The 18,340-nt window shown below is 38.3% G+C and carries 14 protein-coding genes; all 14 read left to right on the top strand.

Going from position 1 to position 18,340, the window contains the following annotated elements; all coding sequences use genetic code 11:
* Positions 1-18 precede the first annotated feature (18 nt).
* Positions 19-1,917: a putative thiazole-containing bacteriocin maturation protein gene (locus BK577_RS15480; RefSeq protein ID WP_078433785.1), complete on the top strand. Its 1,899-nt coding sequence runs from the start codon at positions 19-21 to the stop codon at positions 1,915-1,917.
* Positions 1,918-1,919: 2 nt separating this feature from the next.
* Positions 1,920-3,866: a TOMM precursor leader peptide-binding protein gene (locus BK577_RS15485; RefSeq protein WP_078433786.1), complete on the top strand. Its 1,947-nt coding sequence runs from the start codon at positions 1,920-1,922 to the stop codon at positions 3,864-3,866.
* Positions 3,867-3,883: 17 nt separating this feature from the next.
* Positions 3,884-5,449: a SagB family peptide dehydrogenase gene (locus BK577_RS15490; RefSeq protein ID WP_078433787.1), complete on the top strand. Its 1,566-nt coding sequence runs from the start codon at positions 3,884-3,886 to the stop codon at positions 5,447-5,449.
* 427 nt (positions 5,450-5,876) lie between these two features.
* Positions 5,877-7,091: an ROK family transcriptional regulator gene (locus BK577_RS15495; protein WP_245823524.1), complete on the top strand. Its 1,215-nt coding sequence runs from the start codon at positions 5,877-5,879 to the stop codon at positions 7,089-7,091.
* 129 nt (positions 7,092-7,220) lie between these two features.
* On the top strand, positions 7,221-8,480 hold the full coding sequence (locus BK577_RS15500; protein ID WP_078433788.1) for an ABC transporter substrate-binding protein: 1,260 nt from the start codon (positions 7,221-7,223) through the stop codon (positions 8,478-8,480).
* 127 nt (positions 8,481-8,607) lie between these two features.
* Positions 8,608-9,549, top strand: a complete 942-nt coding sequence (locus tag BK577_RS15505; protein WP_245823525.1) for a carbohydrate ABC transporter permease — start codon at positions 8,608-8,610, stop codon at positions 9,547-9,549.
* 17 nt (positions 9,550-9,566) lie between these two features.
* Positions 9,567-10,379 (top strand): carbohydrate ABC transporter permease, encoded by an 813-nt coding sequence (locus BK577_RS15510; protein ID WP_026560420.1) that lies wholly within the window; start codon positions 9,567-9,569, stop codon positions 10,377-10,379.
* A gap of 28 nt (positions 10,380-10,407) precedes the next feature.
* A complete protein-coding gene (locus BK577_RS15515; RefSeq protein WP_078433789.1) occupies positions 10,408-11,385 on the top strand; it encodes an ROK family protein in 978 nt (325 codons plus the stop codon).
* Positions 11,386-11,426: 41 nt separating this feature from the next.
* The gene (locus BK577_RS15520; protein ID WP_078433790.1) at positions 11,427-12,437 is read left to right on the top strand and encodes a Gfo/Idh/MocA family protein; all 1,011 of its coding nucleotides are present in this window, start codon (positions 11,427-11,429) and stop codon (positions 12,435-12,437) included.
* Complete coding sequence (locus tag BK577_RS15525) at positions 12,434-13,408, top strand: Gfo/Idh/MocA family protein (protein ID WP_078433791.1); 975 nt, start codon at positions 12,434-12,436, stop codon at positions 13,406-13,408. Before BK577_RS15520 ends, BK577_RS15525 begins: the two co-directional genes overlap by 4 nt.
* A gap of 62 nt (positions 13,409-13,470) precedes the next feature.
* Entirely contained in the window at positions 13,471-14,310 is an 840-nt protein-coding gene (locus BK577_RS15530; protein WP_078433792.1) for a sugar phosphate isomerase/epimerase family protein, read from the top strand.
* 92 nt (positions 14,311-14,402) lie between these two features.
* Complete coding sequence (locus tag BK577_RS15535; RefSeq protein WP_078433793.1) at positions 14,403-15,365, top strand: Gfo/Idh/MocA family protein; 963 nt, start codon at positions 14,403-14,405, stop codon at positions 15,363-15,365.
* A 534-nt stretch (positions 15,366-15,899) separates the two neighbouring features.
* Positions 15,900-17,051, top strand: coding sequence for an enolase C-terminal domain-like protein (locus tag BK577_RS15540; RefSeq protein WP_078433794.1), 1,152 nt, complete (start codon positions 15,900-15,902; stop codon positions 17,049-17,051).
* A gap of 521 nt (positions 17,052-17,572) precedes the next feature.
* Positions 17,573-18,322, top strand: coding sequence for a thioesterase II family protein (locus BK577_RS15545; protein WP_078433795.1), 750 nt, complete (start codon positions 17,573-17,575; stop codon positions 18,320-18,322).
* Positions 18,323-18,340 lie beyond the last annotated feature (18 nt).

An 18,340-nucleotide genomic window follows, 5' to 3' on the forward strand; every position in this document is an offset into this window, starting at 1 on the left:
CGGCTAAGGAGGATCGATATGACAAATTTATACCCTTCTATGCGTCTGAAGGTGAAAAGGGACACGTTTTTTCTCCCTGAAGCCAACAGCGGTGTATATTTTCGGAATAATGTAAGTTCGTTTCGTATGGAAGGCAGTATGATTGATAAGTGGGTTGAAAAACTGATACCGATGTTCAATGGAGAAAACACTTTGGAGAGTTTGACAATAGGATTGCCAGGACCATATCGTGATCGAGTGTACGAAATTGCGGAAACATTGTATCAAAATGGATTTGTTAAAGATGTAAGTCGAGACCAACCGTATCAATTGTCTGAACAGGTCCTCAAAAAATATGCTTCACAAATTGAATTTATTGATAGTTTTGTAGATTCAGCCGCGTTTCGATTTCAAACGTATCGTCAGGTAAAAGCATTGGCAGTTGGTTCAGGAGATATGTTTGTTTCATTGATCTCAGCATTACTAGAATCCGGGTTACCTAAGTTTCAAACACTCATAACAGATAGGAAACAGACAAATATTCAGCGGCTGAAGGAACTCTTGACACATGCCCGAAAAACTGATTCGGAGGTTGCGGTAGAGGAGATCTCACTAAGTACTTGGAGAGAGATTGTAGAGCCGTTTGATTATATTTTATACGTGTCACAAGAAGGAAATGTAGAAGAGCTAAGACTTCTCCATACGATTTGCAGAGAAGAAAAGAAAGTGTTTATCCCGGCATTATGTTTACAACAGATTGGGATGGCGGGTCCTTTTGTTTTACCAAACTCAGAATATTGTTGGGAATCTGCATGGCGCAGGCTTCATCGAACAGAACTCTTTAAAGAAAATCGAATGTCCACTTTTTCCACAACAGCAGGGGCCATGCTTTCTAATCTCATTGTATTTGAATTGTTTAAAAACATTACCGGAGTGACGGAGCGGGAACAGAATAATCAATACTTTTTACTTGATTTAGAAACGATGGAAGGAAACTGGCATACATTTCTTCCTCATCCACTAAGTAGTGGAAATATAGGAATTAGAATTGTAGATGATTATGAAGAACGCATTCAGCGAGATTTAAAAAGAGAAGCTACAGGAAAATTACTTCTTTTTTTCAATAAGTTAACATCAAAAGCAACAGGGATTTTCCATACATTGGATGAGGGAGATTTGCTGCAGCTTCCGTTAGCTCAGTGCCGGGTCCAGCCAATTGATCCCTTGTCTGATGGACCTGCTGAGTTGTTGCAAAGTGTCATCAGTTCAGGACTAACGCATGAGGAGGCTAGAAGGGAAGCGGGGCTGGCTGGAATTGAAGCATATGGAATTCGATTAGCGGCCATGCTCGATCTGCCAACAAATGTTCAAATTGGAGCTGGTGAATCATTTACAGAAGGTGTCTATCGAGGATTACAAAAGTGCTTAGTACAGGAGATGAAAAAAAGTCAGAAGCACAATACCGTTTCTCTGTCTCCAGTCCTGTTGAATACAGTAGAAGATGAACGATGCAGGTTTTATTTACAGGCCTTATCAACGATCCAGGGTGAGCCGATGTTTGGATTAGGAGATGAAGTCCTTGGCTTCCCAGCAGTATGGATTGGGACGAAAAATGGATGGTATGGAAGTGTAGATACGAATATAACATTTACGTTAAGAAATGCATTGCAACTGGCTCTTTTTAAACAGCAAAACAATGAAGATCCCATAAATCTCCAAGGTTTAGTCGTTTCATCTGTAATGCTTGAAGAAAAAGCACCTAAACGATTAAATATACCTGATGGTCATGATCAGAAACGTTCTATGCTTTTGCAATCAGCAAAGGAAGTATTGGTTCGAAATGGAAAGCAACTTGATATTTTTGAACTTGAACTAGAGCCAAAGATAAAAGAAGGTTTAGCAGGGATATTTGGTGTAGTGGTACGAGAGGAGGAATGATGGTGAGTGCTGATTTGCTGGTTGTTGGTGAGGGCTTGTTAGCAAATCTTTTTTGTAAGGAACTATCCTCAGAATTTCTGATTGTCCGAAAGACACATATTGATCCAGTTGTACCAAAAACCATTGATTTAGCTCTGGTCTTGCATGATGAATGGAACCCTTCAATCCATCAAAACGCAGAAGATGTGTATCGGGCAAACAATACCTCATGGCTTCGAGGGTTTGTATCATTTGGAGAAGGCATTATAGGGCCTTTGGTTTATCATGAAATTCCAGGTTGTTCTCAATGCGCCGACCTTCGCCGCATTCTAACCGAAAGACATCGCAGAGAGATGTGGCAGATGCATAAAAATTTAGAGGACTCTGGAAAAACACAACCTGAAGCCTGGATATCACGGACAGGGTTATTACAGATGGTTTATCTCCTTAAAACAGAGATTCAGAGGTTTATAAAAGAAAAACAGACTCAACCAGAGAAGAGAATGGGTTTCATCAACCTAAAAACATTGAAGAGTTCATGGCATTCCTTCCTGCCCGTCCCACAATGTACGGTATGTAGTTCCATACCTGACGATTCACCGGAATTAGCTCAAATTTCCCTTCAGCAAAGTCCGAAACTAAGTATGGAAAGTTACCGTACCCGTTCATTAGATGATCTGAAAAACGTGCTAGGCAGAGACTATCTTGATTCTCGTACAGGACTGCTAAATGAAAAGATGTATAATCTCGTGCCTCCATTTGCGGATGTAAGTGTCAATTTACCTTTATTTGAGGGAGATGAAGGTACAGCCGGACGTACAAATTCTTACGCTGCAAGTGAATTAACAGCCATTTTAGAAGGATTGGAAAGATACTGTGGTCTCGAGCCCCGTGGAAAACGGACGGTGGTATATGATTCTTATAAAAATGTAAAAGATCAAGCATTAAATCCCCAATCGGTTGGTGTACATGAAAAAGAACAGTATCAACGCACAGGGTTCCCCTTTGAAAAATTTGATCCTGATCGTCCAATGAATTGGGTCTGGGGCTATTCGTTTTTGATTGAGCGGCCGATTCTCGTCCCAGAGTTACTTGCTTATTACAGTTTGGGCTGCGGATCACGGGGATTTGTCTATGAAACGTCCAACGGATGTGCACTAGGAGGAAGTTTGGAAGAAGCCATTTTTTACGGCATTATGGAAGTGGTTGAGCGTGATTCGTTTCTAATGACTTGGTACGCAAAATTATCTTTACCACGTATCGATCCATATTCTGCTGAAGATGAAGAACTAAAGTTGATGGTTGAGCGGATGGGTACAGTTGGAGGATATGATCTATATGTATACAACTCTACAATGGATCACGGAATTCCAAGCATTGTCGCATTAGCAAAAAACAGAAAGCAAAAAGGGTTAAACCTAATCTGCGCAGCAGGGGCTCATTTGGATCCTGTTCGTGCTGTGAAAACCGCTGTTCATGAGCTGGCTGGCATGATGTTGACACTAGATGAGAAATTGGAGGCAAATAAAGAGGAGTATGGCCGGATGTTACAAGATTCTTCCTTAGTACATCAGATGGATGACCACGGTATGCTGTATGGCTTACCACAAGCAGAAGAACGGCTGCATTTTTTACTTAACAATAACTCACCGATAAAAGCATTTAACGATGAATTCAAGTGGAAGTCAAACCATGCTGATCTTACCGATGATCTTCAAGATATTCTTCAAGCGTTACGGAGTGTAAACTTGGATGTCATTGTCATTGATCAGACTACACCGGAACTTAAACAAAACGGATTACATTGTGTAAAAGTGTTAATTCCCGGAATGGTACCGATGACCTTTGGACATCATCTAAAGCGCGTATCAGGTTTAGAGCGGATATTGCGGGTCCCAATGGAATTGGGGTATACGACAGAACCACTGACATATGAAAAGCTTAATCCACTTCCACATCCGTTTCCATAAGAAGGGAGGATGGAAGGATGAATCTTGATGAGTTTTTGCACAATCTCCATTTTGACGCCGATAAGGCAAGCGTACCAAACTGGGAAGTAGATTGGGAAGATGGCCCACTAGCTTATAAGCTTTATTATGACTTACCCGAAATCCCGCTTTCTTTGGATATCCCATTAACGCTGGAGAGTCAGGATGCTCCCAAAAAGCCGGATCTTAGGAAAATCGGTCACTTGCTTTGGTATGTTTATGGGATGACCCAATTTAACCAAACTGTTTTTAAAATGGATTCGACTGAGAGTAAGTTAGATGTGATGCAATCTTATAGAAGGTTTGCTCCATCTGGTGGAGGTCTGTATCCCAACGAACTATACGTCTATTTAAAAATTGACGACTTACCTGAAGGTATTTATCATTTTGATCCTTCACACCACCGCTTAGTCTTATTGCGAGAAGGCAATTTTGACGATTATCTTAGCCGCTCACTAGGATACCGATGTGATCTTACATCATGCTTTGGCACTGTTTTTATCTCCACGATGTTTTGGAAAAACTTTTTCAAGTACAATAACTTTGCTTACCGGCTCCAAGGGTTAGATACAGGTGTACTGATCGGGCAGCTATTAGAAGTGGCTAAGCGTTTTGGATTTGCATCAGGTGTGTACTATCAATATCTTGATCGTGCGATTAATCATCTTCTTGGGCTCGCGGAACAAGAAGAGAGCGTATATGCAGTTATACCGTTATCAGTTGAACCAACCATTTGGTCAGGAAACCGTCATGGTGTGAATGTCTTAGCTGCTGAATTGGTAAGAGAATTAACTCCTCTAAACCATAAACATTACGTTAAATCAAATAGAATAAAAGAATTTCCGATGTTATTAAAAATGAATGAAGCTTCTATGCTAGATTCTACTACTTTTCGATGGATCGAGGAAAAGGAGAATAGAACAGTTGAGGGAAAGGTGGTACCTTTACCTCTGGTTAAACGGCTTTCGCATGATTTCAAATCTACCTGTCAAAAGCGAATGTCACCTGATATGGATTTCATTTTAGGAAAGGTAAGTCTAAACCAACTTGCCCACCTTCTAAATGAGGCGACAGCATCTTTCTTTTATCGTAATGACGTGGACGAAAGATATCAAAAAGAAACACGTGTCTCTATTTTTGCCTGTTTGTATAATATAGAAGGAATCCCAAATGGAGCTTATTTCTATGACAACAGTGCGCACGCATTGCGCCTGGTAAATCCAGGGGACCACAGGCTTATACTGCAATCCGGCATGTCTTTAGGTAATGTAAATCTCCTGCAAGTACCGATCACCATACATGTTGTCGGTGACAAGGATTACGAGAAAGATTCACTTGGCTACAGAGGATATCGAATTCAACAAATGGAAGCGGGGATGTTGGTTCAAAGATTATTATTGGCAGCATCAGCCCTTGATATGGGTGGTCATCCGCTCCTCGGTTTTGACGTTAATCTAAGCGATCAACTATACAAATTGGACTGTCTTGGAAAAACAAGCTTCATTCAAATCCCAATTGGTCCTTTTCGACAAAGGCCTTGGTTGATGGGAAGGCTTCATACTTGATAGAATTAAGACCTCAGTTGAATGAAATACGAATAATAAAATATAAACCTTGATTGGCTCTTGCTATTCAAGGTTTTTTGGTTCTTAAGAATATAGATTCGATCTTTTTTTTAATGTTTCATAGATAATTTATATAAGAAAAATAATACAAGAGAATAATGAACTTTCAATAAATTAAGAAAAATGAAAAATAAAGCGTTTACATTATTAGTTTTATCATTTAATATACTTAATAAAGGCACTGGAGAAAGTAAGTAATGAAAAATTGTTGTGAGGATGTCTTACAAACATGTCGAAATAATCAGAATTCACAAGTAATCTCATGAATAAGGGTAATTACATAGTTTAAGTAAAATAATGTCATGTCTTATGAGGGAAACTAAATAAAGGCACTGGAAAAAGTAAGTGGTGAAAAGAGGATAGATAAATGGAAATTCAACGAACAGGGGACTTAAGGTTAATACAGGAGCTAAATCGTTCGCTAATACTGGATACAATTCGTAAACGTGGCGCAATCTCAAGAACTGAAATTGCCAAAGCCATTAAGGTAAGTCCAACAACGGTTACATCTGCTGTAGCTGAGCTCATAAATGAAGGGCTTGTTTATGAGGATGGAGTGGGAAGTTCAAGTGGAGGAAGGAAGCCGGTATTACTTCGTTTTAACCCTAAAGCACACTCAGTCATTGGTGTATCGATCACGAACTCTTTTATTAAAATTGCAGATATGGATCTTGAAGGGAACATTCTAAAAAAAGAAGTACACCCTACGAACAATTGCCTTGGGGATGAGATGATTCAGCTTTTACTAGAAATTGTTGAAAGCTTTACGAAGACTAAGCCGGATCTTGAAAAATGCCAGGGGATTTCGATTATCACTCCAGGGATCGTGGATGCAAATAAAGGGGTCATTTCCTATAACTCAAAATTAAAACTATATAACGTTGAGTTGAAAAAAATAATTGAGGAGAAAATTGGCTTACCTACTTTTGTTGATAATGACGCAAATGCATATGTCTTAGCAGAAAACTTTTTTGGATCATTCAGCCATTATAAAGATTTACTATATGTAACAATTGGTGATGGTGTAGGGTCCGGTATTTTAATAAATGGTTCGATTTATCGCGGTTTTCTTGGCAGCTCAGGAGAATTTGGTCATACAACAGTTGTTCAAGACGGAGTGAAGTGTGATTGTGGCAACAAAGGTTGTCTAGAAAACTATACAAATTGGCCGACCATATATTCAAAAATCGTCTCCGCGATTATCACGACAGGTTCTAATACAATCATTAAAGAGCTTTCACAAAATGATTTAAACAAAATCAAACCTAAGACATTTATTGAGGCTGTTAACCGCCAAGATGAATTGGCAGTGGAAATTTTGGAGGAAGTTGTAAAATACTTATCTATTGCTGTAACAAATATTGTTCATATGTTTAATCCACAAGTTGTGATCTTAAGTGGAAGTATTGTTCAAGATAATCCGCAGCTCTTAAAACGAATCAATGAAATGGTAGCAAGTAAGGTGATTCCGGTATTAAAAGATCGGGTCAACATCCAAAGTACATCACTTGGACCGGATTTTGAATTACTCGGATCGGCAGCTGTGCTGCTTCATGGAAAGTTTAAATTTGAAATTTCTTAAAATATCTTAATCTTTTAAGGGGGTGGTACTACTAGAATGACGCTACATCTTAGAACAACAGATCGTTTTTCAGCTTTACTCTAGGTTTTGGTTTGTAAATCAAAGTTATAAAAAGGGGTGCAGGGAAAAATGAAAAAGATAGTCAGTTGGTTAGTGCTAACATTAATGGTTATGTCTTTAGTAGCATGTAGTTCGAATTCTAGTGGTGGAAAAGATAAGAAAACGCTAGAGGTTGCATTATGGGATGAAAATGCAAGCGATGCAGTTGATGCTTCAATCGAAGCTTTTAAAGAAGAACACCCGGATGTTGAAGTAAATGTGACGTATACGCCTTTTGCAGATTATTGGACGAAATTAAAAACAAGTTTAGGTGGCGGAAGTGGACCGGATGTTTTCTGGATGAATGGTCCGAACTTCTATCAATATTCAACACAAGGGTTAATCAAAAACCTTGAACCATTTATTTCCGAAGATGCTTCATTTAACAAAGATACTTATTTCCCGGCTGTTGTTGATCTTTATTCATTAGAAGGAGAGTTATACGCTGCCCCTTATTTTGTTGATGCTGTTGGTCTATTTTATAATAAAGAAATTTTTGACGAAGCAGGCGTAGAATACCCGGATGAATCATGGACATGGGAAGACATAAAAACTGCCGGAGAAAAATTAACAAACCCCGACAAAGGCATATATGGTTATGCTGCACATACTGTATCAAGTCAGCCAGGTTACTACAACTTAATGCACCAAGCAGGCGGCTTTGTGATCAGTGATGATAAAACGACTTCAGGATTTAACACCCCAGAGGCTAAAGAAGCTTTCACCTTTTTAAAAGAATTACAGGATAAAGGTATATCTCCATCCACACAATCTCAAATCGAAACAGAAGTTGATCAATTATTTATCTCAAATAAACTTGCAATGATACCGGCAATCAATGTTAAGGCCTCTACATATACAGAGGAATTAGGAGATTCCGTCGGAGTTGCACCACTTCCGGCTGGTAAGCAGGAAGCAACAATTGTTCATGGTATTGGCTGGGCAATGAATGAAAAAACAAAAGATGAAGATTTAACATGGGAATTAGTGAAGTATTTATCAAATGAAGATGGAAACCGCGTAATTGCTGAAACAGGTTTCTCAATCCCGGCGATTAAATCGATGAGTGATGTTTGGAAAGAATCATTACCATCGTTGGATTTACAAGTCTTTATTGATGCTCAAGAGTCAGGAGCTGCTTATCCAGTATCAAAACGTACCGCAGAATGGCAAGATGTTGAAACAAAAGAAATCCAAGCAGCCTTTTTAGGTCAACAGACAATTGACGAGGCGTTAGAGAAAATTGGTGCAGAAATGAATGCCATATTGGAAGAAGAACAAAAAGAATAATAGGTTTGAGAAGGGTCTATCACATATGAAAATGGCAATATCCCTTCTCAATCTAGATGTCTAATCTCTTCCCTTTATAGAATGAAGGGAAGAGAACAAAAAATCTTAAACGGAAGGAGAGATTTAGTTGGAAAATTCGTTAGCTACAGAGAAGAGACAGGAACCGGTTTTACCAAAGGTGAGAAAAAAGAAACCGAATAAAGAAGTATTATGGGCATATCTATTTATAGCTCCGACTGTTCTTGGCCTTTTCGTCTTTTATATGTTTCCGGCGATTGCGTCTTTTGCTCTCTCGTTTACGAAGTGGAATGGCATTAGTACTGCAGAATACGTCGGGCTGGAGAATATTATGACATTACTAAGTGATGAATCCTTTATTCGTTCAGTGCTCAATACAGTTGTTTTTACGATAGTCTCTGTTCCGCTCTCTGTTATTTTTGCTCTTATTATTTCTCTGCTGCTGAACCAAAGAATCAAAGGAATGGTGATGTACCGTACCCTTTACTTCTTACCTGTTGTCACGATGCCTGTCGCAGTTGGAATGGTTTGGAAGTGGCTATATAACACGGAATATGGACTCATTAATTACATGTTAGGTTCATTAGGACTTCCACAACCTTCATGGTTGTTTGATCCAAATATTTCTCTGATTTCCGTTATTTTAGTATACGTCTGGATGACGGTCGGAAATAATGTCATCCTCCTATTGGCTGGATTACAAGGAATCGATAAAACTTATTATGAAGCAGCACAAATTGACGGTGCTTCAAAAATTAAGCAGTTTTTCAACATTACATTGCCTCTAATCACACCAACTTTATTTTTCGTCTTCATCACAGGGATGATTAGCTCGCTCCAAGTATTTGATTTAATTTATATCATGATTGGGGAGAGTACGGCCCTGTTAGATCCATTACGGACAGTTGTGTTCGGGGTATATGAAACAGGCTTTGAGTATTCACAAATGGGCATGGCTTCTGCACAAGCTTTCCTCTTGTTCTTAGCTATTCTGGCGGTTACAATCATTCAGTTTGTCTTCCAGAAGAAGTGGGTTCACTATGATGGATAAAAAGGAGTTGTTAACAAATGAAACTAAAAATAGGTAATCATATATTGCTGATTTTCGGGGCATTTATCATGATTGTACCATTTTTATGGATGGTTTCCACTTCGCTGAAAACATTTGGAGAATCTATGCAGGTACCGCCAACCATCTTACCGAAAGAATGGAAATTTGAAAACTATGCAGAAGTTTTTGAGAGTGTTAATTTCGTCAAATACTATATAAACACGATTGCTTTAACACTTGGCAGAACGATCGCACAGTTGTTCTTATGTTCGCTTGCTGCATTTGCCTTTGCACGATTAACATTTCCGTTTAAAAATACGATATTTATCGCGATTTTATCTGTATTGATGGTACCTCCACAAGTTATTTTAATTCCAAATTATGCGATCTTAACACAGCTTGGATGGATTGACACGTTTTATGCGTTAATCGTACCAGGCATGTTTAGTGCCTTCGGCGTCTTTTTGTTAAGACAGTTCTTTATGGGAATACCAAAGGAACTGGACGAAGCAGCAACGATGGATGGATGTTCATTGTTCGGGATCTATTGGAGAATCATTCTCCCAAATGCAACACCGGCACTCATTGCACTAGGGATCTTCACTATCCTTGCAGCATGGAACGATTTCCTCTGGCCGCTTGTGATGACGAGTTCTGAGAATATGAGAGTTCTTTCAGTTGGAATTGCTGCATTCCAAGGACAATATTCAACTGATTATCCGTTACTGATGGCTGGAGCTGTACTTTCAACAATTCCAATGCTGATCATGTTTATCTTGTTCCAAAAACATCTCATTTCCGGAATTGCCTTACAAGGTGTTAGAAGATAGGTTACTAGAATTGCTTAGGAGGATACAGATGAGCTTAGAGAAAAAAGATCTAGCAATCGGGGTGGATTTAGGAGGAACAAAACTATTAGTAGCGCTCATCTCGGTTGATGGAAAGGTAATCAGCGAACTGGAATGCAAAACGTCTATACACGATGCAGATCATATTTCATTTACTCTAATTAACGCGATTACACAATTAATCCACCATGTAGATAGGAGTAGATTAAGAGGAATTGGCGTTGCTTCGGCGGGTGTCATAGATTCTAAGCGTAAGAAAATAGTCTATGCTAATAATTTAGGGTTGGAAAACTATCCGATTGGAGCCTTGCTTGAAGGTCACTTTCAACTTCCGGTTCGTGTCTGTAATGACGCGAATTCCGCTGCCATTTCGGAATGGATTTGGGGTGCAGGTATTGGAAAAAGAAATCTTATCTATATTACCGTGAGCACAGGCATTGGGGCAGGAATTATTAGTGACGGCAAACTGATAACTGGTATTCATGATAGTGCAGGTGAATTTGGACACATAACCATCGTTCATAAAGGTGAACGATGTGGGTGTGGAAACAAAGGGTGTTTAGAACAGTATGCTTCAGGTACAGCACTTGCAAGGCTGGCAAATCAACGACTAAAGAATTCCACCAGCCTGCTACATGATCTTAAAACAGGATCAACAGTAACAAATAAAGAGATTGCGATAGCTGCTGAAAAAGGTGATCCTTTTTCGATCTCATTGCTTCATGAAGTTGGTGAATATTTGGGGGCAGGTGTAACGAGCTTAATCCATTTATTCAATACCGAGGCCATCGTTTTTGGTGGTGGAATCATGAATATGTCAGACTTTATTTTACCTACAGTTGAAGAATATGTAAGGGAAAATAGCATCACTCAAATGAGCAGGGATGTTGTGATCAGCAAAACGGTGTTAGGGAAAAGAGCTGGCATTATGGGAGCATCAGGTTTATTTTTTCTACATGATGAGTCTGAACCAAGAATGAATGTATAAGTAAAGGCGTATTCAATTATTCATATAAAGGGGAGTTGCTTGTGTTTAAAACACTTGTTATTGGAGCTGGAACAATGGGATCCGTTCATGCTGAAGGTTACGAAAAATTAACAAACATTGAGTTAGTGGGAATTGTTGATACTAATTATCCAAAAGCACTTAAGCTGGCAGAGCAGGTTGGGACTAAAGCATTTCATACATATGAAGAGGCAGTAGCAAGTATTGGAGAGATTGATGTCGTGTCCATTTGCTTGCCGACCCCGCTTCATAAAGAATACTTGATGAAGGTTGCTGATCAAGGCAGTCATGTTGTTTGTGAAAAGCCTCTTGCAAGAACGTTGACAGATGCAAAGGAAATGATTGCCTACTGTCAAGAGAAGGATGTAAAACTGTTTGTTGGTCATGTTGTACGGTTTTTCCCTGAATATGTTAGAACAAAGCAATTACTTGATGCGAATAAAATCGGATCTCCTGCAGTGGTCAGGACGTCAAGAGGTGGGGGTTTCCCCAATGCCTCAAATGATTGGTACGCTGATTTTAACAGTAGCGGCGGCTTGGTTTTAGACATGATTATTCATGATTTTGATTACTTAAGATGGTGTTTTGGTGAAGTCGAACGTGTATACGCAAAAAGCAGCAAAGGGCGTGTGTATTCACGAGTAGAGTATGCGCTCGTCACATTGAGATTCAAAAGCGGTATCATTGCACATGTGGAAGGAACCTGGGCACATCAAAACTTTACAACGAAATTCGAAATTGCTGGGAAAAGTGGAATTATTGAATTTGATAGCTCAAAGGTTCAGCCTGTTGTGACTGGACGGAATAGCAGCAGTACAGGTGGTGTTGCCGTTCCTGAAAGTCCGTTAAAAGATAATCCTTATTTTATGGAACTGCAGCATTTTATACAGTGCATAGAGAACAACGAACAACCAATTGTAACGGCGGAGGATGCACTGAAAGCAATGGAAATCTCTTTAGCAGCTTTAGAATCAATTGAAACAGGTAAACCGGTTGTCTTAAATGAGGAAAAAGTAAAGGAGGTTATTCGATGAAAGTCGGAATCGTTAGTTTTGCTCATGGCCATGCATTCGGATACGCTTTCGCACTACAAAAAATAAACGGAATTGAACTAGTTGGAATTGCAGATGACAATCAAGAACGTGGTGAAAAAGCTGCTGCTCAATTTCAAACGAAGCACTATGAGAATTATCATGAATTATTCGATCAAGATATAGAAGCTGTTATTATTACATCTGAAAACAGTCTTCATATGGAGCATGTTGTAAGTGCTGCCAGAAAAGGGATTCATATCTTATGTGAAAAGCCGTTAGCTTCAAAAGTAGAAGATGCGAAAAAAATGATCCAAGTTTGTAAGGAAAACAATGTCATTCTCCAAACTGCATTTCCGGTAAGATTTAACACACCAATCATAAACGCAAAAAAAATAATCGATAGTGGCGAGCTAGGGAAAATCATTGCAATTAAAGGAACAAATCGTGGAACAAATCCGGGAGGCTGGTTTGTCGATAAGGACAAATCAGGTGGAGGTGCTGTCATCGATCACACGGTCCATGTTGTTGATGTGATTCGTTGGTATACAGGTGCAGAAGTAACAGGAGTGTATGCTGAAGTTGATAACAAAATCTCGGATTATAATATTGATGATTGTGGCTTATTGACAATGGAATTTGATAATAACATGTTTGCCACATTAGATTGCAGCTGGTCCCGTAACAAAACCTACCCGACATGGGGAGATGTCACATTGGAGATCATCGGCACAAATGGTACGCTTGCAGTTGATGCCTTCGAACAGAAAACAGCTGTCTATAGTAATCAAGACGGTGCACAGTGGGATTTCTGGGGAGACAACATGGACGATGCGTTAGTCGCTGATTTTATTACAACCGTCAAAGAAAAACGGGCTCCTTCCATCACTGGTGAAGATGGTCTAAAGGCGTTAGAAGTAGCGATCGCAGCCTATGAATCTTCTGAAAAGAAACGACCAGTTTCTCTTGTTTAAAAAATTGTATAGGTCATTTCTAGTTAAGGGGATGACCTCTTTTCATGAAGGGGTGTTTTTACATGTTAAAAGGGATCAATCAATGGTGCTATCCAGAAGGAACTCCACTTGAACAAGTATTTGAATATAGTCGTGACGCAGGCTTTGATGCAGTGGAATTAAACGTTTATGATGCTGGCGGTATAGGACTAACAATGGAAACAACCGAAGAGGAAGCAAAGCAGATCGTACAGCTCGCAGCTGCCTATGACTTAAAACTGAAAAGTCTATCAACAGGTTTATTATGGCAAAGTACACTTAGTCACGCTGATGAATCTGTAAGGGAGCAAGGCAGAAAAGTGGTTGAAAAACAAATTCAATTAGCATCTGTTATGGAAATTGATACTGTTTTAGTCGTCCCGGGGGTTGTAACAGATACAATAACCTATTCTGAATGCTATGACCGCAGTCAGGCTGAGCTTAGAAAACTGCTTCCAATAGCAGAAAAGTACAATGTTATGATTGGTATAGAAAATGTATGGAATAAGTTTTTACTTTCACCACTTGAAATGGTGAACTACATTGACGAATTAGACTCTGATTATGTAGGAGCATACTTTGATGTCGGAAATGTATTGCAGTTCGGCTACCCAGAGCAATGGATTCGGATTTTAGGACATCGCATTAAGAAGATACATGTTAAAGATTTTAAAACTTCAGTTGGAAACATTACCGGTTTTGTCCCATTACTCGCAGGTGATGTCAATTGGCATAATGTCATTAAAGCACTTAAAGAAATTGGCTACAATGATACGTTAACAGCTGAAATCACACCATACAAACTTGATCCTCGACCATTAGCAGTTGATACATCAAGGAATCTGGAGTTCATTTTTAATTTGCAAGAATTGGTGACGCGTTAACGATGTGGACCAGAAGAACTCTCTTTCAACCTATCTATCAAGTAGGGAGTCTTCTGTTTTTTATTTATATTTGACCTTAAGGGGGAAGAACAATGCCGAAAGTAAAGGTTGGATTTGTTGGCGTAGGAGGAATAGCTGCTGTCCACCTGCGAAACATTGCAAAAAACCCGGATGCAACGGTTGCTGCGGTTTGCGATATTGCTGAGGAAAATGCACGACGAGCAGGGGAAGAATATGGGGCAAGCGCCTATACAGACTTTGATGTGATGCTTTCAAATGAGAACCTGGATGCCTTATTTATCTGTGTTCCTCCATTTGCACATGGTGACATGGAGGAGAAGGCAGCACGCCTTGGGATTCATTTGATGGTTGAAAAGCCGATAGGATTGGATAAGAATTCCGTCGAGAAAAAGTTAGAAGCAATAAACGATGCCGGTATTCTATGTGCGACAGGCTATTGTTTACGCTACTTAGATACTGTTGCAATCGCAAAAGAATTTTTGTCAGGAAAAGAGATTGCCATGGTAAGAGGCTATTATTTAACATCCTTTGTCAAAACGCAATGGTTTAGGGAAATGGAAAAATCAGGCGGACAGCTTGTAGAACAGGCCACCCATATTGTAGATTTAATGCGTTATTTAGCTGGAGATATCGTTTCGGTTTCTGCTGATATGAATCTACATGTCTTAGAAGGTATACAGGGAATGAATATCCCTGATGTTTCATCTATTAATGTTACGTTTGCAACGGATGCGGTAGGACATTTAGATTGTTCCCTCACACAGCCTGATCACAGAATGGGCCTGGAGGTAATGGGAAATGGTTTCAGAGTGGAAGTGAAAGGAACAGATGTAACGATCATTGATGGAGAGAAAACAACGACTTATACATCAAAGGTTAATTTCTATGAAATACAAGATCATGCATTTATTGACGCAGTCAAAACGAAAAATAAAGATTTCATTCTATCATCCTATGAAAATGGACTTAAAACACTAAACGTAACTCTTGCAGCTAATAGATCAAATGAAAAAGGTATAATTGTTCAATTATAATTCAGAAACGAAGTCTGAAATTTAATATGGTTTCAAATAATTCTTATCGAGACAGAAATTAGAGTTTAGAAGCAACTTAGAAGAGTTTTGACTGTAGAGTGTTCCAACACCTTACAGTCTTATTTATTTTATTAAACGAATATTTTAAATATCGACACTATTTTAAAGCGCTTAAAAAGTGTAAAGATAAATGGAACATTTTCCACGTAGTTTTAAAGAGTTGATTAAAAGAGAGAGAAGGAATTAAAGATTGATATAGGATATTAGATTTTTATTTAGTTTTATAGCAACTTTAAGATTATTTTGATAAGTAGAACATAAATATAAACAGGGGAACAATAATAAAGTTTTATAGTGAAAATATTTTATAAGGGGTGATAGCCGAAAATAGAAAACGATGTGGATTCTGGTGTTATTATTTTGCCATGAAGTATTAATGCAATATATAACCTTCTTACTATTTCAAAAGCAAATTTTAAAATGTATATCCTTTACAGGAACTAAATAATAGATTGATATAAAGGAGAGAATTATATGGATATGTCAAATATAGCCAATAAAGAAGTTGAGAGACTGGAATGGTGCAAGCTACCAGGTAAAAGGATACGTGCTGCAGGGTGTAATGCACGCCTTGGTGTTCATGGAGATAGTGTTCCTTTAGATCTTGTCCGGGTAACAATTGGAGGGCAAGAAGCCTTTGGGTGGTCCCGTATTAATGAACAACGAGCACAGGAACTTTTAGGCAAAAAGGTTGGTGAGTTATTTAATAATAGGGGAGACGTAAGTCCCCTTCATTATGATATTGAATTTCCACTATTAGATTGGCTAGGAAAAATAAAGAACAAGCCTGTTTATAAGTTATTATTAGGCGACACAGATTTAAAAATAAGTGTCCCATGCTATGATACTTCTCTTTATTTTGATGACCTCCACCTCGAGGACGATGATGATGCGGTAAAACTTATTCAATCGCAGGCTTTAGAAGGAAAAGCACGGGGTCATCGAGCATACAAAATTAAAGTTGGACGGGGAGCAATGCACATGCCTCTAGATAAGGGGACAGAAAGAGACATTGCCATTATAAATGGAGTTCGAGAAGCAGTAGGCCCTGAGGCTAAAATTATGATTGATGCTAATAATGGTTATAATTTAAACCTTATTAAATATGTTCTGAAGGCAACTGCCCATTCGAATATCACATGGATTGAAGAAGCCTTTCATGAAGATCCACCTCTTCTTGAAAATTTAAAGAATTGGATTCAAAGTGAGGGATTGAATGTACTTGTAACAGATGGAGAAGGAGATTCCGCAGCGCAAATTGTTGATTGGGCGAAACAGGGATATTTAGATGCAATCCAGTATGACATCCTTCACTACGGTTTTCATAAGTGGAAAAATTTAGGTCAGGAACTTGATAAAGTAAATGTATATACAGCACCACATAGTTATGGGTGTGTATATGGAAATTATGTATTGGGGCATTTAGCACCACTAATTAAAGGATTTTTATTCATCGAGTGGGATGAAATAAATGTTGAAGGAATCGATGGTTCTAACTACATTATTAATGAAGGAAAGGTGGAAGTGCCCGATAAACCAGGATTCGGTATTGAATTGGATCATCATTTTTACAGTAAAATGGTAGAAAAATCCGGATGGAAAGTTTGTAAAAAACTTGTAAGGTAATTTCAAATAAAGATCCACACCTTTATTAAATAGGAGTGGATCTTTATTTGCTTATATCGGTAACTTATCCGCTTATTTCCATAGTGACCATCTAGTGGATTTGATCGTTCATAATAAAGTTGTATATTGATAGAAATGATTTCCTTATAAGTTTATTGTTTAAATTTAATAGTAAATAAAAAATTAATATTGTAAATAGTTGAAAAGTTTTGGCTGATTGATCGATTCAAGATAATGACATCGAAAATCAATATACAGTAATCACAAATATAGTCTTTAATATAGGACGTAATACCTTTTTAATTGTGTGATTCATATAGGATAACCCGTTTCTTTATGCTTATATAAAATAAAATTACTATAAAAATAACTAGGAGAAATACCTATTTCTGTATAAATAATCCCCATACTTTGGCATTATGTTCATTTTCTTCCAGTTGGTTTATAATTTAGAATATTGAAATAATTATTTATTTTCCTTAAAAATCAATATTATTTATCCGTAAAAGGTGGAGAGACAAATGGGTAACACCTGTTCTTCCTGGTTCGTGTGCAGAAATCCTCGAGCTTTCCCGAAAATTAAGCTTTTTTGTTTTCCGTATGCAGGTGGAGGAAGTTCCATTTATCGACATTGGGACTTTAATGAGGATATTGAAGTGCATGCAGCCATTTTGCCAGGTAGAGAGACAAGATTCACTGAAATGCCTATTAGTCAAATGGATCTTCTAGTTTCCAAGCTTTCGTATGAATTTCGTGAATACTTAGATACACCTTTTGCTTTTTTTGGACACAGTATGGGAGCGCTCATAGCATATGAATTAGCACATAAGATACAACAAGACTATAGAATTTTACCCACCCATCTGTTTCTATCTGGAAGAAGTTCACCACAATTAGAGAATCAGCAACCACCCCTTCATAATATGCCAAGAGAGATGTTTCTAAAAAAGCTACGATCTCTTGGAGGGACTCCAAAGGAGATTCTTGAGAACCCTGAGGCGCTTGAACTTTACGAACCTGTTCTTAGAGGGGATTTTAAACTTTGTGATACATATAACTTTATTAATAGAGAGCCATTAAAATGTCCAATGTCAATCTTAGGTGGCTATCAGGATAATCTTACTTCGATGGAAAGTTTGGAAAAATGGAGTGAATTAACTACGGGTACAGTAGTGGTGAAAATGTATGATGGTGATCATTTTTTCATTCGCACTCAAGATGCAAAACTACAGCAGTATATCTACCATCGTTTGACATCTTTTTTATCGTGAAAAGCAATGAGTAAAATA

Source organism: Metabacillus halosaccharovorans, assembly GCF_002019635.1.
Lineage (GTDB): Bacteria > Bacillota > Bacilli > Bacillales > Bacillaceae > Metabacillus > Metabacillus halosaccharovorans.